This window comes from Psychromonas sp. CNPT3 (assembly GCF_000153405.2).
GTDB lineage: Bacteria > Pseudomonadota > Gammaproteobacteria > Enterobacterales > Psychromonadaceae > Psychromonas.
The window spans coordinates 1709078-1725380 of sequence record NC_020802.1 but is presented as its reverse complement, the minus strand read 5'-3'; the positions used below and the strand labels follow the sequence as shown (position 1 = coordinate 1725380).

Sequence of the window (16303 nt, the reverse complement as noted above, 5' to 3'; positions counted from 1 at the left end):
TTTTTACTGTTTACCCACCGCTGCGTGTTATAATATCTGGTTTTATTTATTCATAAGTCATAAGTTAAGTCAACTACTCTTTTTTTTGAATGCTCTATGATCGATATTTCCAGCCTCTAAATTCATTTAAATTTTGTATAAAGCGCTTTTTTATCACAAAACAAAGAAATTAATTTGGTTAAGTTTAAACATCTATTTTTAGCTTGTTAGGCGTTTGTTTAAGGGTGTTAATTGTCGATGTGAAATTTTTAAAATGTGAGTTGAAATTTATCTTCATGATTTTATTGTGATTTTATAATCAAGGACCTTCATGTTATTAAAAAAAATCAATAAAACACGTTATCGTCGGCACCTCAATATTATAATAGTAGGCTGCATTGTATTTTTAACGGTTTTTAGCTTATTAAGTGCACAAATATTAATCTCTTTATTGAGTGATGCACAAAGCCCACATTTTTATCATAATTTAGGGGGATTGGTGTTGAGTGCATTATTACTTGGTGGGTTATTGTCTCATTATAAGCAACATGAATTTATGCATGAAGTCGCTTATGTTTGGGATTTAAAACAACAATTAAATAAAATCACTCGAAAATTACATCGTATAGAGAAAGCTGCTCGGGAGGGGGATGAAAATGCGATGCTTGCCTTACATTTTAGTTACACGGGCTCCGCACAACTTTGGCAGTTAGATGATAACAATATTACGCTTGAGGAGCTTGAAAAGAGCAAGCAACAATTACAACAATTATGCGATCAATATAATGTGCAATTAAATATCGATCAGTACCATATGCGCTTATTAAAAAAGTATTAAATTTTCATTCTATCTATGTCACCTCAGATGTTTTATCAGGCATGATTTTACATCTGCAAGTCTTTGCGAGATAACGCGCCACGAAGAGCATTTGCTTCTTTTTATTTGTTTTCAATATCGTCGTTGATTATTTGTACAACATTTTTCTTTGTTTCCTTAATAATTTGTCTCATATCGGCATTATTTTGCCTGTATTTCCCCATAAATAAGTGTTTCTTCATGTTTGAGTGTAATTATTAACGCAGACTTAATATAAGCGCGTCTCAGAGACGAATTTATTTTTTTTATGCAAAGGTGTGGTTGCGGATGTTTTTTCGGTGACGGGCTTAATATTCGATAAAGTGACTTTTTTATAAAAGGGGTGCAATGCGATGTAATGCACACCTTATATAAGCCATATTATTAGCTTATATAAGAAGGAAGGGATCATAAAAGTATAAAATCCGAAAAGGCATCGTAATGTGCTACCTTTTCGGATAAAAGCCTTAAACGGGGATGCTTAATGGCTCGGCAAGTTTACCAATAAGTTGGCCTGTTTCAATTTTGATATTATGTAGCATAACGTCAATAACATCGCCAAGTTGCAACTCTGTTTGCTCCGCAATGAAAACCTTGCCTTGCTCTCGATTACAGTCAATTTGTTTTGCATATTGACTGTCTTTACAAAGCAAGCTGCAGGGAATAAAGAAGGTCGCACCATTTTCTTGGATACGTACACGGATCCCCGCTTTTATAATATCAAAAATTTCTGCTTTAAATTTCCATTGTGATTGCACTTGATCTTTAAAGTATTGCCCATAAAGGTGGTTATTCACATCTCTTTCAGCAAGGCGTTGCGCTTTACGTGCTTCATTGAGTAATTGGCCAATATTGTCATCGATAACGATATCATCTTGCTCTAACAAAATAGATTTAATTAAACGATGGTTGAGTAGGTCGCCGTATTTACGGATAGGTGATGTCCAAGTAGCATAATGGGAAACACCCATTGTAAAATGCGCCTCTGGCGTGTTTTTACAATCAGCATAAGCCAATAATTTACGCAGGCGATGATCTAAATAACTATTATTGAGTAGCGCGACTTGCTGGCGCATTTTAGTATAGCCTTCAAGACTCGCTAAGGTTTCACTGTCATAAACTATGTCATATTCTTGCAATAAGGAGACGGCCTTTTCTAAGCGGTCGCTCGCGATCCCCGAATGGGTGTTAAAAACACCTTGTTGTTTATATTTTGCTAAAAAATCACCAATACAAATATTGGCCGCGATCATCGACTCTTCAACGAGGCGGTTTGCCGTGCGTCTCGGCTCACAAAGGATCTCATAAACCGCGCCTTTGTTATTCAGTTTTAAGGTGTAATCCGGCTGGTTTTTGAAAACAATATTATTTTCTGTGCGCCACAATAAACGTTGTTGCGTGGCTTCATTTAAAATATGTAGTTGTTTGGCTAATACGGGCGAGGCTTGCCACTGCGCATCTTCATTTTCTAAATAGTCGGAGACATCATTATAATTTAAGCGATAATGGGATTTGATCCAGGCTGCAAATATTTTAGCTTCGCCAATAATTTCACCCTGTTTACTTATCAAAAGTTGACAGCATAATGTGGCGCGTTTCTCTCCTTCTTTTAAAGAGCATAAACTCTCACAAAGTTCCCTTGGCAACATGGGGACATTAAAGTTGGGTAAGTATAAGGTGAACGCGCGGTTTTTAGCCTCAATATCAATGTCGCTTTCCGTTTGAACGTAAGCCGAAGGATCTGAGATGGCGATGGTAAGTTTCCAACCACTCTCATTTTCTTCAATATAGAGAGCATCATCCATATCTTGTGTATTAACGCCATCAATTGTAAAAAAGGGCAGGTCGCTAAGATCTTCTCGAGGCAACTCTTTATCAAGAATATCGGTAGGCGTATCAAAGTCAGGGGCCGTGCATGGTAAGTGATAAGTAGCAGCAGCAATTAGGCGATATGCAAAGGGATCATTAACATCTGCGACTTTTGCGATGACTTCAGTTAAAAAACCATTGTCTTGTAAAGCATGTTTAAGCAACTTTACTTTTACCCAATCGCCATCTTGATAGCCTTGAGCAACTAACTTTTGACCACCCTGTATTTTAAAAAAACCTTTGAGTAGCGGATTGTTCGCTTGAATTGATATTTTTTGTGCTTTGATAATAAGCTTTGCAATAAAAACATCAGTGCCAGTATTTTTTAGTTGAATAGGCTCTGCACTTGTTTTTTCACCAGATGTGCGGATCAATGCGATGATTTGATCGCCATGCAGTACTTTTTTCATTTCTTGTGGCGCAATAAAAAAACGTTTTCCTTTATCTGTTTCTAAAAAGCCATAGCCACGATCGGTTGCTTTAACAATCCCTTGACGTTTAGGGATATCTTTTTGAATCTGTTCTTTTAATTGACTAAGCAGCGCATTGTTTTGAAACATAGAATAAGACCTTTAAGGCATAGAGACTTTGTGAACTGCCAATATAAAGGCTTCTTTACTTTAATTAAAGGGGCGGACGTGTAAAAAGCGTAAAAATTTAAAATAATTTAAATATAGCTTGGCTTTTGAGGTAAATCTGTTTAATATGCGCTTCGTTACGGAGGGGTGGCAGAGCGGCTGAATGCACTGGTCTTGAAAACCAGCGAGGGTTTATAGCTCTCCGTCGGTTCAAATCCGACCTCCTCCGCCAAACATTAAAACCCGTTATACTTATGTATAACGGGTTTTTTCATATCGGCATATTCATACTTCCGTTAGCCGTCCTTAAGTATTCAAAATAAAGGATGATCCTCCTTTTTATGATCCTTAGATAATGTATGCTGTCGTTACATTCTTCTCATGTAAATCATATTTTAAAATATAAAAGCGACTTTTAGCCGCTTTTAATATTTCTGCTTATAATTGTTTTAGTTGAGCATCAACATACAGCTGACCGTTTGAGGTTGACTCTAACGTCGTGTTAACTTTATAGGCCTCCGCTAATATGGGTGAGCCGAGTACGCTTTCCGGCGTGCCTTGTATTTGTATTTTTCCTGCACTTAAAAGAGCGAGTTGGTCGCAAAACTTAGATGCTAAATTTAAGTCATGCAAGGCTGCCACCGTGATCATGTTTTTGCTGATCGTGAGCTCTTTGACCACCGATAAAATAGACAGTTGATAATGTAAATCTAAGGCGCTGGTAGGCTCATCAAGTAGGATAACTTCAGGGGAGCGTACTAACACTCTTGCCATCGCGACCATTTGTTGCTGACCACCACTTAAATTACATATATCTACATCCGCTAATTTTGTGATACAAAGCTGTTCTAAGATGGCTGCGACGGCAAGTAAATCGGTTTGCTTTACGCGCCAATTGGATTGGTGCTTTAATGAAAGTAAAATACTTTCATACACGGTTAATGACACATTTGAATGAAAAGACTGCGGTAAATAGGCTATTTTTTGTGCGCGCTCTTTTCGACTAAAAGATGAAACATCGGCGCCGTGTAAAAAAATCTTACCTGAATCTAATTTAACCAGGCCTGCAATCGCTTTAAATAATGTTGATTTTCCCGCAGCATTGGGCCCGAGTAAGCAAGTAAATGAGCCAGAATTTAAGCTTTCTATTGAGGCTCCCTTTAAAACTTGCTGGCGAGCGTAGCTAACACTTAAATTATTTAATATTAAACTCATTAGAAACGCTCCTTAGAATGTCGCATTATGATGATCAAGAAAATAGGCACTCCAATCAAGGCAGTAATAATTCCGACGGGATAAATTATTCCCGGTGTTATGCTTTTACTGACAATGGAGGTAAGAGATAACATGGTAGCCCCAAGCATCGCAGATAAGGGTAAAAAGTAGCGCTGATCTTCACCCACTAGCATGCGCGCAATATGGGGGCCGACGAGGCCGACAAAGCCAATAATGCCGACAAAGGCCACCGAAGTTGCTGCCAGCAGTGAAATACATATCAACATTTCAATGCGTAATCTTTTCACATCGACGCCCATACTCATTGCACTTTCATCCCCCAAGCGAAGAGCTGTGAGCCGCCATGTGCGAGACATACAAAAAGGTAAAATTATCAGCATCATTAAACTGCCCATGCCAAGTTGTTGCCAACTAGCGCGACCCAGTGAGCCTAACATCCAAAAAATAATACGTTGTAACTGAGTTTCTGATGCGGAGTATTCCATCATGGCGAGCATGGCATTAAAGGCAAAAAATATTGCAATACCAAATAATACAATCGTTTGTGTTCCTACCCCTTTGACGCGCGTCATCGCAAGTAATGCACCGCATGTACAGAGCGCGAAAATAAAGGCATTGACGGTAACCAATAAGGATCCAATATTTGGCGTTAAACCGACGCCAAAAACAATAGCAAGTGCAGCACCGAAACTAGCAGCTGATGAAATCCCTAATGTAAAAGGCTCTGCCAGAGGGTTATTTAAAATAGTTTGCATCAATGCCCCTGCCATACCGAGCATTGCGCCAACGATAAGAGCCGTCAGAGCAACGGGCATACGATGATCCCATATAATCACTTCAAGAATAATGCCGTGCGAGGCTTTATCCCAAAGGACGTCGAGCACGGTGCTTAAAGGAAAATTCCCGGGGCCTGTGGAGATATCAAATAAAACACTGATAAATAAGAGTGCCATAATGATGCCTATCAGGCGTATTTTTTTTAGTGTGCGTTGCTGGTATTGAGCGGAGGTGTTTAAGGTTTCATCTTTATAACTTAATTGGCGCATTTTAGACCTTGTATCTCACAGATAACGCGCGCTATTACACGCTCGTTATCGTTTTAAAAAATGTATTTAAAGGTGATTAATTTAGTTTTTCCCAAAAAACACCCGTTAAGTCAATCGCTAAGAACTTATCGTGTAATTCTTTGAAATTAGCCTCTGGATCTAAGTCTTTAAAGTCGTCGGCATAAAACCATTTAGCAAAGACTTGTAAGGCAATAAAGTGATAAGGGCTGTTATAAAACTGATGGTAAATAGAGTAAAACTCTTTCGTTTGGACGGCGCTTAATGCAGGCCAGCCTTTACGATCAGCTAGTGCTTTTAAACGTTTTTGCGCAAGGGCATGTGTTGCTTCATAACCAAACAACACCGCAGCTGTATTGGGATTCGCTTCTGACCAATTAGCGCCCGTACCAATAATAATATCGGGATCATCTACAAACAGTGCTTCTTGGTTAACTTTACCTGTGTAGCCTGAGAATTTACTGCTTCCCCAGTTAATGCCGCCAGCTTCTTCGACCAATTTACCTAAATTTGCACTGCCAAAGGTACTGCAGCAAGTATCAGGATTAAATCCTGCTGCTTTTTCAATAAAGACAAGAGGGCGCTCTTCTAATTTTTTACTTTGTACGATATTACTGACTTTACGCATTTGTGTAATGTAATAATCGACAAATTCATTCGCTTGTTTTTCTCTGTCGAGTACTTTACCTAAGAGTAATAAGCTGGGGATCGTATTTTGTGTTGGGCGTTGACGAAAATCGACAAAGACCACTTTAATGCCTGCTTTTTCAAGCTTTGTTAATAACCCACTTTCTTGTGCCTTGAGTAAATTACCTAAATTTAGGATAAATAAATCCGTACCCAACGTTAAGGTTTTCTCTAAATCTAAATCACCCGCATAAGGACTGCCTAAATTGGCGATTTTACTAATTTCAGGGAATTTTTCTTTATATTTTCGATAAGCATCAGGATCATATTTTATTAAATCATCGGTCCAACCCACAACGCGAGATAAAGGTGCTTCTTTATCTAAAACGGAGAGTGCGTAAGTTAAACGGCCTTCGCCTAAAACGATATTATGTACTTTTTTATTATCAATGGTGACATTGCGTCCTGCAATATCCGTCACCGTGACAATCTCGGCTTGTACGTTAAAAACGCTACCTAATAAAAGACAGAGCACTGTTTTCTTGGCGTTTTTAAAGTTAAAACTTATCATTGTTTTTTCTCCCTTTGTTAATGATGGAGAAAGATACTACTAAACATTTTACGCCCTGTAAACTAAATGATAACAATAATCACTATCATTTAACCTCTTAATTTGTATGGGGAATATTGAGATATATCCCTATAAAATAGCGAGGTATTTATTTAAGTTGATTAAACATGGAAGCAACATGAGAGGCTAAAGTCGTTTTTTCTGTTTAATATTGCGTAGTTGTAGATTATATCGGCAAACAAACGTGTTTTTACTATTATTGCTTTACAAGATAGCTCAATTTGCATATTATCCGCCTTGTTCCGGAGGGGTGGCAGAGCGGCTGAATGCACTGGTCTTGAAAACCAGCGAGGGTTTATAGCTCTCCGTCGGTTCAAATCCGACCTCCTCCGCCACATTAGAAAAAAGGCTTCTCAATTGAGAAGCCTTTTTTCGTTTCTTACCTATACCCATATGCAAAGCCCAATAAAACGTTATGCATGATGTTATGCATCGCGGTTATATGTCTGAAGTTTTCACATAAACCATTCTATTAATCTCTTATCTCATTTACTCGAATATCAGTTTCTAACTGATATGACGCGAGCGTGTTTGTTTGCCAATATGGCTTATAATGCCAAAAGAACTAAAAAAGTGATCTGTCTTGCTTGTTAAAATTACCCCTACCTACGCTGTGCGTTTTGAAGTGAGAGCAACACTATCCTGCAACTCACGCCTTGCTAGTGTTAATTTTTACTGCGCAGTACATGGAAGCTTAATGAATTATTTTGGTATAACGTGCAGTGAGCGTTCTTTTATCTATGGAGGTATACCTCACATCATAGGAATGAATAAGATGTGTTTTATGGCGTAATGCTAAGCTATGTCCGCGCAAAAAGAAGATTGCCTCGTCACAAGCCGTATGCTGTTTGTGTCAACACATAAAAGGGCATGGTGCATATAAGTTAACAAGCGATGTTTCATATTTTTTGGGGAGAGAATAAGGAGGGAGTATGATAAAGCGCACATAGGCGCGCTTTATCGGTAATCTGTTATTGGTTAAATCGACGTAATTTAGAAAGAACATCAATTAACAAGGTGATATCGAACTCATCATTATTTAATGTTTGTCCTTGCCAATTAATAGAGCTAACTTTTCCATTAATTGAAAACTGGGTGATTTTATCTTTTTCATAAATAACATAATTTTTCAAATCACCCGACAATAAGTAGCGACGAGGACTCGCGTCAAATAAACTCTGACCATTACTGTATAGCGAGGCATCATCTTGATTGCCAAGCAACTCTTGCATCAAGGTTGGGACAATATCAACATGACTTGTAAAACGTGTTATTTCTCGTTGTTCTTTTCCTGGCCATAGCATGACTAACGGTACGTGTGCATTACTGACACTTGCCACTGGGCTAGATGCTTTTTCGAAGGTTGCGCCATGAGTCCCGGTGATAATGACAATCGTGTTATCAAGTTGTTGTTGTTGTTTTAAGGTGCTGAGCACTGTTTTTATATAGTTATCTATTTTCAATACTTGGGCTTGATAGCGCTGTGATTTTTTGACTTGGGCTGTGAGCGAAAGAATATTGTTATGGGCAAGCGTCGCACCATTTTCTTGGGCTAAATAAATAAAATTAAACCACTTTTGTGAGGCATCTTCACGGGTAACCGAATGCTTCCATTGCTTGATGGTGTTGGCATTATTATTTAGCTGTGAGTATTTTTTTAAACGTTTGTTGTCTAATTTACTAAACGTACTTTGTAAAAATTCGGGGTGTAAAAATCCGATACTTGAAAATAGACCAAAATGGTAACCGCTATTATCTAAGCTGTTGATTAATACTGGTGAGATATAATTGAGGGTTATCTCTGCCCAGTAGCGATTTGGTAACGCATAAAAGAGGCTAAATATACCTTGAGCGCGATTATTTGCCCCACTAAAATGTTGTTTAAAATTAAGTCCTTGTTGACTTAATTGGTAGGTAAAAGGCATGTTTTGTGGGTTAAGCATATCCGCGCGTAAAGACTCAACCGCAATTAATAATACATTCTGCTTATTACCTGCCTCGTTAAACGTTAAAGGTTTAATAGGGTATTGTAATTCATGCTTGTTAGCATCTTTATGCTGGCTCATGCGAGTCTGTAATTTATCATCTGTTAACCAACCTTGTCGTTTTAAGAACGAGCGTGCGGTCATGGGGTAAGATAGCGGATAAATAGATTTCTGCTGAGTAATAGGGCGATATTGGGTGGCATCAGCCCAAATATAGGTCAAATGAGTAAGAACAAAGGTCGTAAACAAGAAAATCGCAATGGGTTTTGCAAGCGTTTTAGCTTGTAATTTGCGAGATTTTCGGCGGATTAAAAAGGAAAATGCAATTTCTATGGCAACGATAATAGGTACTGAGATGTAGTGCAAATTAATCGAATAGATCTGCTCTACTTGCTCTGGGCGTTGTAAAAACTGCCAAATAAGCGGGTTTAAATGAAAGTTATAAAGTTTAAATATCTGCGTATCTATGATTAAAAACGTAACGGCGCCAGTGGCGATACAAATGGCGACAATACGGTATACACGAGGCCAAGGTATAATAAAGGCAAGTGGGAATAATATTAGGGTGAATACCATTGCACTTAAAAAGCTGGTATGGCCTATCAAACTGACAAATTGATAAGCGACACCGACCCCAGAATCAGATAAACCTGCGTATTTTATATAACGCAAGCTGATCAATGAAACCAAGATCAGGTTGAAAAAAGTAAACCAATGGCCCCAATTAAGCAATCGAGATACGTTGTCATGAAATTTATTACCCGTTTCAACCATATTATTTATTTATCTTTTTTATTAATAGAAGCACTGAGTGCTTTAACGAATTTTTCACTGATCTCAGCACGTTTATGTGTTGGTACTTGACCGTTAATAATATGTGTAATGCTATTACCTAAAATCATTAAGCTTAAATCAACGGAAACATCATTATTGTGCAGAACATCCATGACTTCATTTAGGATGTTTTCGATTTTTTGACTGGAATATTTAGAAATTATAGGCATGCGTGTTTACTGACTCTACTTAAAATAAAAATCATAATACCCTAGCTACACGCTTACTCCAAATAGAAACAATGCTTATTCAAAATAAAATAACTATTATCTTTAAAAAACAGAAACGTTATTGAACTAACATTTTGTTTTTATCCCAAATGTAGCCCGGTATATAGGGTGTTATAAACGAAGATACGCGTTATTTCTGCGTGCTTTCATGGTTTGTCTGTTTTTTACATTCGCTTAGTATAAAATACATGTCATCGTTTTTTTAATTGGGTCGTTATCCGTATGAATATTTCCGCCAGCAATGTCATTTTACATTCTCTTCATTATAGTTCAGAAGGTACATTACAGTGTAAAATGCGCGAGGGTGAGTTACCTATTTCGCCTTCCATTGACGATTTCTTAATGAAATTGCATAAAACCTATCAAAGTAAAACGAATAAAGCTTTTGCATCGTTTATCACTCAAGACGAAAAAGAAGGCAGTTTTTATCCCGCCTTGATGCAAGAGATGAAGGGTACACTCGATTTTGTGAGTTTTTCGCAAAAAGTGGCAACCTGTTTAGTGACTGAATTACAAAAGCATGACTTTGCAGAGCAAGGTATTTTACTTATCAGTAAATACAATTGGACGGCGAGTAATTATCTTTTGATTGCTTTATTGCAAAATCACGAGTCAATCAGTGTGAATGAAGATTTAGAGTTAAAAACAAGTCAGCATATTGAAACCAGTAAAATTCAATTGGTGGCACGTATCGATTTAACCTTACTTGAGCGCGATCCTAGCTCAAACCGTTGTATCTCTTTTATTAAAGGCCGAGTTGGTCGTCAAGTTGCTGATTTTTTCCTTGATTTTATGGGCGCTAAAGAAGGCTTTGATACCAAAATTCAAAATAAAGTATTGATGCAAGCGGTAGATGAATTTTGTGTGCGTGGCGAATTGCCGGTTGAGAAGAAGCAAGAAGTACGTGAAGTTGCCTTTGAATATTGTAAAGAGCAATTAAAACAAGGTGAAGACATTGATCTTTCATCGTTATCAGAGCAGTTGCCAGACGCGCCCAAACTCGAAGGCAGTTTTTATGATTTCGTAAACAGTGATTTTGAATTAGAAAAATCGTTTCCGGTGGATCGCAGTGTCCTGCGCAAATTAACCAAATATGTAGGTCAAGGTGGGGGCGTGAGTATTAGCTTTGATCAAAAGCATTTAGGCGATCGCATTCAGTATGATGCAGCCTCAGATACATTAACCATTGTGGGTATTCCGCCAAATTTACGTGAGCAGTTAAAACGAGATATTGATATAGTCGAGTCTCCGGTCAATGCGCAAGATGCACCTTTTTAAAAAAGATTAGATAAAAATGAAATTATTTGTACGAGATTTAACGGTAATAGACTCTAGTTATTTAGATCCAATTCGTGGCTTTGTTGGTGAAAGTTATCAAGTGGATATCGTGTTAGAGGGCAGTTTAAATGCAGAAGCGATGTTACTTGATTTTTCTTTAGTCAAAAAACAAATCAAAGCCATCATTGATGCGCAAGTGGATCATAAATTGTTAGTGCCAATAAAGGCTGACAATTGTGATATTGAACAACAGCAACTGCGCACCCAAGTGGACTTTAAATTAACGGATAATACCTATATTCAACTTAAATGCCCACATCAAGCGTATTGCTTATTAGATGTAACGAGTATTAGCATTGAAGCGATAGAGGATTATTTACAGGAAATCATTTTAAAACAATTACCTGAAAATATTTGTGGGCTTGAAGTGCATCTGCACGCTGAAAACATAGCCACGCCTTATTATCATTACACGCATGGTTTAAAAAAACATGGGGGTAATTGTCAACGTATCGCACACGGTCATCGCTCTAAGATAGATATTTTTGTGGAAGGCATTTATTCTCCAACTTTAGTCGAAAAATGGGCGCTGCGTTGGCAAGATATATATTTACTGAGCCAAGAAGATAAAATTGATGTATCGGATCTGTCTTTTATGCTAAAAGATAAAACGACGAATTACATTGCAAGTGCATATCATGCGCAGCAAGGTTATTTTGAATTATTGATCGCAGCATCACGCGTTGATATATTACCTAAAGATACCACCGTTGAAGAACTCGCTGTTTTTATTTGCGGGCAGATAAAAAAACAACAGTGCGATAACACCCAGGTTACTGTTTATGCTTATGAAGGCATTGGCAAAGGCGCTATTGCTGAATGAAAAAAGAGAGCTATTATGTCTGAAGAAACGATTTTTAGAAAAATAATTAATAAAGAGATCCCTGCTGATATTTTATATCAAGATGATTTTGTCACCGCTTTTCGTGATATATCGCCACAAGCACCTGTACATATTTTAATTATACCTAATAAGCTTATCGCGACGGTCAATGATATTGAAGTTGAAGATGAAGTCTTAGTAGGAAAGTTATACACAGTGGCTAAAAAATTAGCACAACAAGAAGGGATCGATGCGTCTGGATATCGTTTGATCATGAATTGTAATAAAGATGGCGGACAAGAGGTTTTTCATATCCATCTACACTTGTTAGGTGGGGAAAATTTAGGGAAATTAATCTGTGCTGAAAAGACTATTGGAGAATAAAATGAAATCGATTATTAAAATAACCTGCTTAATGTTTGGTGCTTTATTTTTAAGTGCTTGTTCTACATCTGTCGAGCGACTCGATAGCAGTGACGTTGTAGATTTAAGTGGTGCTTGGAATGACACTGATTCGCAATTGGTGGCAAAAGAAATGATTGAAGATGCGTTATCGCGCTCTTGGATCCGTAAATTTAACCAACTCAATGGCAGTGAGCCAGTGGTTATTATTGGCCGAATTAAGAACTTAAGTCATGAGCATATTAATACGAATACATTTATTGCTGACATGGAGCGTGAACTGATAAATTCGGGTGAAATTCAATTTGTCGCATCTGCATCGCAACGTCAAGAAATTAGAGATGAGCGAGGCGATCAAGACTTAAATGCCAGTGAAAACACCCGCAAAGCGATGGGCCAAGAATATGGCGCTGACTTTATGATGCAAGGTCAAATTAATACCATTATTGATGTAGATGGTGATACGCAAGTGCGTTTTTATCAAGTGAACTTAGAGCTTATCAGCATTAAAGATAATCGAAAAGTTTGGATTGGACAGAAGAAAATAAAAAAATTAGTGAAGAACAGTAAAATACGCGGGTGATTTTTAATGAAAGGCGCTTTTTAAGCGCCTTTTTTATGATCTTTTTATAGAGTCTATCAATGAAACAAATCATACGCATATTTGCATTTTTTTTATGTACGTTATTAGTTGGCTGTGCAGGGCACCAAAAAATAAGCAATCAACTTGCCCAGTCATTACATGAAAATGCGCCCGAAATAGTATTAACTCAGCTATCTGAAATACAGCCTGAAGCACGTGACATGGTTCAATATCAGTTGAATATGGGGTTGTTACAATTGTTATCTGGGCAATTCGATGAGGCAATTGTCACGCTTAGCTCGGCTAAAAAAGAGATTCAATTAGTACAAGCGACATCCATTACTGAAAATATTGCAGCCGGCAGCGTCAGTGAGGTGTTGCGCAGTTATAGTGGATCGCCCACTGATCTTGTTATGTTACATAATATTTTAGCATTGAGTTATCTGTTTAATAACGACATAGATAATGCACGTGTTGAGATGTTGCAAGCGGATGTCAGTATGAAAAAGCTGGCCAGCAAAGAGGCATTAACAGGGGAGTTAGCGTCAACGCATTTATTATCTGCCATTATTTATGAGTTATTAGATGAGCAGTCTAATGCCTTAATAAGTTATCGCAAAGTGAGTGAGGTGATGGACAAAAATGATATTGCCTTGCCAGTATCATTGCAAAAAGCCTTATTACGCATGAGTGCTAAATTAGGGGCAACGGCGCAGTATCGCGATTATCAGAAACAATTCCCACAAGTACATCTGTCTAAAAATAAAAACGCAGGGCAAATTTTTATTCTGTACTTTGATGGTGTGGTCAGCCCAAAGAAACAAACCTCTATGATGGTGCCCAGTTTTAATGGCGAGCAATTAATACGCATTGTTTTACCCGCTTATCCGCGCCTTGCAAGTGCTTCTACACAGGCGCAGGTTTCATTTTCACAGAACACCGAAAATACGCAACTCGTTGAAAGTATTGACAGCTTGGCGCGGGCTGATCTCAAAGCACAATTTCCCGGGATTTTACTTGCGACAACGAGTCGCGCAGTGCTTAAGTATCAATTAGTGTCACAAGCGCATTCAGCGGATCCTTTATTGGGGCTCATTGCCAATATGGCGACGGTGTTAACGGAAGTCGCAGATCTACGTAGTTGGAATATGCTTCCGGCTAATATTCAGTTTGCCTATATAGACGGCCCTGGTGAGCTTTTGCAAATCAGCTATCCTAAACATCAAATAGAAAAAATTAATATCAAGCAAGGCTCACATAATTTATTGTTGATCAATAGCTTATCTGATCATATTTACCATTACCAAGAAGAGTGATTATTATGAAATATACTTTGCCCAGCATCTTATTAATGAGTCTTGTTTTGCTCAGTGGTTGCGTTAGTTCGTCACAAAATGAAGATCGCCCACAATGGATTGATCAGGCCAATATTGAATACCCCAGCGATCAATATTTAAGTGCAGTTGGACAAGCCTCGAATTTAACGCGTGCCCGTCAAAATGCATTAGCTAATTTATCGGATATTTTTTCGGTGAAAGTACATGCGCAAAGTAATATGTTAACGCAAGCAAATAAGCAAGAAACGCCATTAGGCGTCAGCATGCAAAGTGAAAGTGCTCTGCAACGCCAAATTAATACGGAAAGTGAACACACCTTAAAAGGGGTCAAGATAGAAAAAAGTTGGCAAAGTCCAACGGCTGAATACTATGTGTTAGCCGTATTAGAAAAATACAAAGCGGCGCAGAGTCTAACTGCGTCTATGAGCGAATTAGATGAGAAGACCGCTGATCTTCTGGCTTTTAGCACACATGACGCGCCAAATGTAATTGCATCATTACATGCATTAACGCAAGCTCGAGATCTACAAATAGCCCGTAATGCCGCCAATACACAGTTACAACAAGTGCGTTTGATGGGAGAGCCTGCACCGATTTCAACCGCAAAAATAGAAAAAATAATTGCTAAAAAATTAGCCTCATTAGAGGTAAGTGTGCAGCAAGATTCTGCATCACAGCAAAAGTTGATAGCTTCGGCCTTAGCGCAACTCGGCCTACGAGTCGTTGCGCAGTCAGATCTTAACGTGTCTGCTGAGCTATCTTTAAGTGAGCCTGTTTTTGCCAGTGGCTGGTATTGGTTGCGCGGTAGTTATCAGATGTCATTTATTGAAAAGGGACAATCTATTAGTCGTAAAAGTTGGCCCCTAAAAGTATCTGCAAAACAGCAGTCGCAGTTAGAGCCTCGCCTTGATGATTATTTAAATCAGCATATACAAGGTTATGTTAATGAACTAATGAGCTCTCTTCCAGCGCTTTAATTTTCTGGTACAGGCGGGTGATAGTAGGCAATACAATATTTTTTTGTGTTGCCTTTTTTAATAGATAGCCATTAATATATTCATTTTCAGTATTACGTTTAAAATAAATATCACGGTTCATGGAGGAGTAATTGTCTTGGGTTAACTCTATTACATTCGTAACAATCGCATGTACTTGAGGGGCATTCATGGGCAAGGTTGTTGTTGGGATCACTAAAAAAGCTTCTTTAAGGATATCTTTGATCAGTCTTTGCATGTTTGCATTTCTTAATCCCCCATTATTTATTTGATGGATAGCCGTCAAAGGATTAATCGCAATATTTATTAATAATTTTAGCCATAATTTACTGTTAATATCGTCGCACCAATGACAATCCCCTAAGGCATTTTCAAAAGCTAATACAAGGTGCTGATAAGCCTTTGCCTGTTGATTGAAAGGGCCTAGATACGTCACACCATTGCCAGTGTGGCGAATGTTGAACGGGGCTTGTAAGAGGCTAGCATTGGCAGTTGTGGCACATATGATAGGGTTGTTGGGCAATATTTTTTGCACTTGCTCCGCGCATCCCATGCCATTGTGCATGAGAATGATCACTTGCTCTGCGTGTATCTGCGCTTTATGTGCTTGTATCGCTTGGCAGACTTGGGGCGCTTTAACGCACACTAAAATAGGCTTAGTACTTTTAAGCAGAGTATGGCCGTGCTTTATTGGCAATTGCCACTGTTTAGCTTGAAGATCTTGATAAAGTAAAAAATCCGCCTTAATGGGGCGACGTGTTATCAAGCGTACTTTTTCGCCTTGTTGATATAAATTAGCGGCCCATAAACAACCAATTGCACCTGCTCCGATAATTTGCCACATATTTATTCCATTTCGAACCAATTTAAAGAGCTCTATCATAGCTCAAAGGCATTAATTCTGGTAACTTAACGCTCATAATTAATTTTAAAATA

At 38.2% G+C, this 16303-nt stretch carries 14 protein-coding genes and 2 tRNA genes; 9 read left to right on the top strand and 7 right to left on the bottom strand.

Features of this window, described 5'->3' with window-relative positions:
• Positions 1 to 310: 310 nt before the first annotated feature.
• Entirely contained in the window at positions 311 to 817 is a 507-nt protein-coding gene (locus PCNPT3_RS07495) for a DUF3087 domain-containing protein (protein ID WP_015465272.1), read from the top strand.
• A gap of 485 nt (positions 818 to 1302) precedes the next feature.
• On the opposite strand, the gene PCNPT3_RS07490 is transcribed toward PCNPT3_RS07495, so the two are convergent.
• Positions 1303 to 3264, bottom strand: coding sequence for an exoribonuclease II (locus PCNPT3_RS07490; protein ID WP_015465271.1), 1962 nt, complete (start codon positions 3262 to 3264; stop codon positions 1303 to 1305).
• A gap of 159 nt (positions 3265 to 3423) precedes the next feature.
• On the opposite strand from PCNPT3_RS07490, the gene PCNPT3_RS07485 reads away from it, so the two are divergent.
• Positions 3424 to 3514 (top strand) — tRNA-Ser (locus tag PCNPT3_RS07485).
• A gap of 206 nt (positions 3515 to 3720) precedes the next feature.
• Here PCNPT3_RS07485 and PCNPT3_RS07480 read toward each other — a convergent pair.
• The 3 genes from PCNPT3_RS07480 to PCNPT3_RS07470 all read right to left on the bottom strand — a co-directional run bounded on the left by PCNPT3_RS07480 (position 3721) and on the right by PCNPT3_RS07470 (position 6780).
• Positions 3721 to 4497: an ABC transporter ATP-binding protein gene (locus PCNPT3_RS07480; RefSeq protein ID WP_015465270.1), complete on the bottom strand. Its 777-nt coding sequence runs from the start codon at positions 4495 to 4497 to the stop codon at positions 3721 to 3723.
• A complete protein-coding gene (locus tag PCNPT3_RS07475) occupies positions 4497 to 5564 on the bottom strand; it encodes a FecCD family ABC transporter permease (protein ID WP_015465269.1) in 1068 nt (355 codons plus the stop codon). Before PCNPT3_RS07475 ends, PCNPT3_RS07480 begins: the two co-directional genes overlap by 1 nt.
• A 76-nt stretch (positions 5565 to 5640) precedes the next feature.
• Positions 5641 to 6780, bottom strand: coding sequence for an ABC transporter substrate-binding protein (locus PCNPT3_RS07470; RefSeq protein WP_015465268.1), 1140 nt, complete (start codon positions 6778 to 6780; stop codon positions 5641 to 5643).
• A 304-nt stretch (positions 6781 to 7084) separates the two neighbouring features.
• Here PCNPT3_RS07470 and PCNPT3_RS07465 point away from each other — a divergent pair.
• Positions 7085 to 7175, top strand: a tRNA-Ser gene (locus PCNPT3_RS07465).
• A gap of 636 nt (positions 7176 to 7811) precedes the next feature.
• Here PCNPT3_RS07465 and PCNPT3_RS07460 read toward each other — a convergent pair.
• Entirely contained in the window at positions 7812 to 9599 is a 1788-nt protein-coding gene (locus PCNPT3_RS07460; RefSeq protein ID WP_015465267.1) for a DUF3413 domain-containing protein, read from the bottom strand.
• Between the two features lie 5 nt (positions 9600 to 9604).
• Positions 9605 to 9829, bottom strand: a complete 225-nt coding sequence (locus PCNPT3_RS07455) for a DUF1414 domain-containing protein (protein ID WP_015465266.1) — start codon at positions 9827 to 9829, stop codon at positions 9605 to 9607.
• Positions 9830 to 10111: 282 nt separating this feature from the next.
• On the opposite strand from PCNPT3_RS07455, the gene yejK reads away from it, so the two are divergent.
• From yejK to PCNPT3_RS07425, 6 genes are read left to right on the top strand one after another with little or no spacing between them, the layout of a single operon-like run.
• Positions 10112 to 11167 carry a nucleoid-associated protein YejK gene (gene yejK / locus PCNPT3_RS07450; protein ID WP_015465265.1) on the top strand — a complete coding sequence of 352 codons (1056 nt, stop codon included), beginning with the start codon at positions 10112 to 10114 and terminating at the stop codon, positions 11165 to 11167.
• Between the two features lie 16 nt (positions 11168 to 11183).
• The gene (locus PCNPT3_RS07445; protein ID WP_015465264.1) at positions 11184 to 12050 is read left to right on the top strand and encodes a 6-carboxytetrahydropterin synthase; all 867 of its coding nucleotides are present in this window, start codon (positions 11184 to 11186) and stop codon (positions 12048 to 12050) included.
• A 15-nt stretch (positions 12051 to 12065) separates the two neighbouring features.
• On the top strand, positions 12066 to 12434 hold the full coding sequence (locus PCNPT3_RS07440) for an HIT domain-containing protein (protein WP_015465263.1): 369 nt from the start codon (positions 12066 to 12068) through the stop codon (positions 12432 to 12434).
• 1 nt (position 12435) lies between these two features.
• Positions 12436 to 13035 carry a penicillin-binding protein activator LpoB gene (locus tag PCNPT3_RS07435; RefSeq protein WP_015465262.1) on the top strand — a complete coding sequence of 200 codons (600 nt, stop codon included), beginning with the start codon at positions 12436 to 12438 and terminating at the stop codon, positions 13033 to 13035.
• Positions 13036 to 13094: 59 nt separating this feature from the next.
• A complete protein-coding gene (locus PCNPT3_RS07430; RefSeq protein ID WP_015465261.1) occupies positions 13095 to 14351 on the top strand; it encodes a COG3014 family protein in 1257 nt (418 codons plus the stop codon).
• Positions 14352 to 14356: 5 nt separating this feature from the next.
• Positions 14357 to 15349, top strand: a complete 993-nt coding sequence (locus PCNPT3_RS07425; RefSeq protein ID WP_015465260.1) for an LPP20 family lipoprotein — start codon at positions 14357 to 14359, stop codon at positions 15347 to 15349.
• Here the strand turns inward: PCNPT3_RS07425 and PCNPT3_RS07420 are convergent.
• The gene (locus PCNPT3_RS07420) at positions 15315 to 16211 is read right to left on the bottom strand and encodes a ketopantoate reductase family protein (RefSeq protein ID WP_015465259.1); all 897 of its coding nucleotides are present in this window, start codon (positions 16209 to 16211) and stop codon (positions 15315 to 15317) included. The two genes, PCNPT3_RS07425 and PCNPT3_RS07420, sit on opposite strands and share 35 nt — an antisense overlap.
• Positions 16212 to 16303: the final 92 nt, after the last annotated feature.

Coding starts and splice junctions, on each gene's coding strand:
- PCNPT3_RS07495 (WP_015465272.1), top strand. CDS start 311: ATGTTATTAAAAAAAATCAATAAAACACGTTATCGTCGGCACCTCAAT.
- PCNPT3_RS07490 (WP_015465271.1), bottom strand. CDS start 3,264: ATGTTTCAAAACAATGCGCTGCTTAGTCAATTAAAAGAACAGATTCAA.
- PCNPT3_RS07480 (WP_015465270.1), bottom strand. CDS start 4,497: ATGAGTTTAATATTAAATAATTTAAGTGTTAGCTACGCTCGCCAGCAA.
- PCNPT3_RS07475 (WP_015465269.1), bottom strand. CDS start 5,564: ATGCGCCAATTAAGTTATAAAGATGAAACCTTAAACACCTCCGCTCAA.
- PCNPT3_RS07470 (WP_015465268.1), bottom strand. CDS start 6,780: ATGATAAGTTTTAACTTTAAAAACGCCAAGAAAACAGTGCTCTGTCTT.
- PCNPT3_RS07460 (WP_015465267.1), bottom strand. CDS start 9,599: ATGGTTGAAACGGGTAATAAATTTCATGACAACGTATCTCGATTGCTT.
- PCNPT3_RS07455 (WP_015465266.1), bottom strand. CDS start 9,829: ATGCCTATAATTTCTAAATATTCCAGTCAAAAAATCGAAAACATCCTA.
- yejK (WP_015465265.1), top strand. CDS start 10,112: ATGAATATTTCCGCCAGCAATGTCATTTTACATTCTCTTCATTATAGT.
- PCNPT3_RS07445 (WP_015465264.1), top strand. CDS start 11,184: ATGAAATTATTTGTACGAGATTTAACGGTAATAGACTCTAGTTATTTA.
- PCNPT3_RS07440 (WP_015465263.1), top strand. CDS start 12,066: ATGTCTGAAGAAACGATTTTTAGAAAAATAATTAATAAAGAGATCCCT.
- PCNPT3_RS07435 (WP_015465262.1), top strand. CDS start 12,436: ATGAAATCGATTATTAAAATAACCTGCTTAATGTTTGGTGCTTTATTT.
- PCNPT3_RS07430 (WP_015465261.1), top strand. CDS start 13,095: ATGAAACAAATCATACGCATATTTGCATTTTTTTTATGTACGTTATTA.
- PCNPT3_RS07425 (WP_015465260.1), top strand. CDS start 14,357: ATGAAATATACTTTGCCCAGCATCTTATTAATGAGTCTTGTTTTGCTC.
- PCNPT3_RS07420 (WP_015465259.1), bottom strand. CDS start 16,211: ATGTGGCAAATTATCGGAGCAGGTGCAATTGGTTGTTTATGGGCCGCT.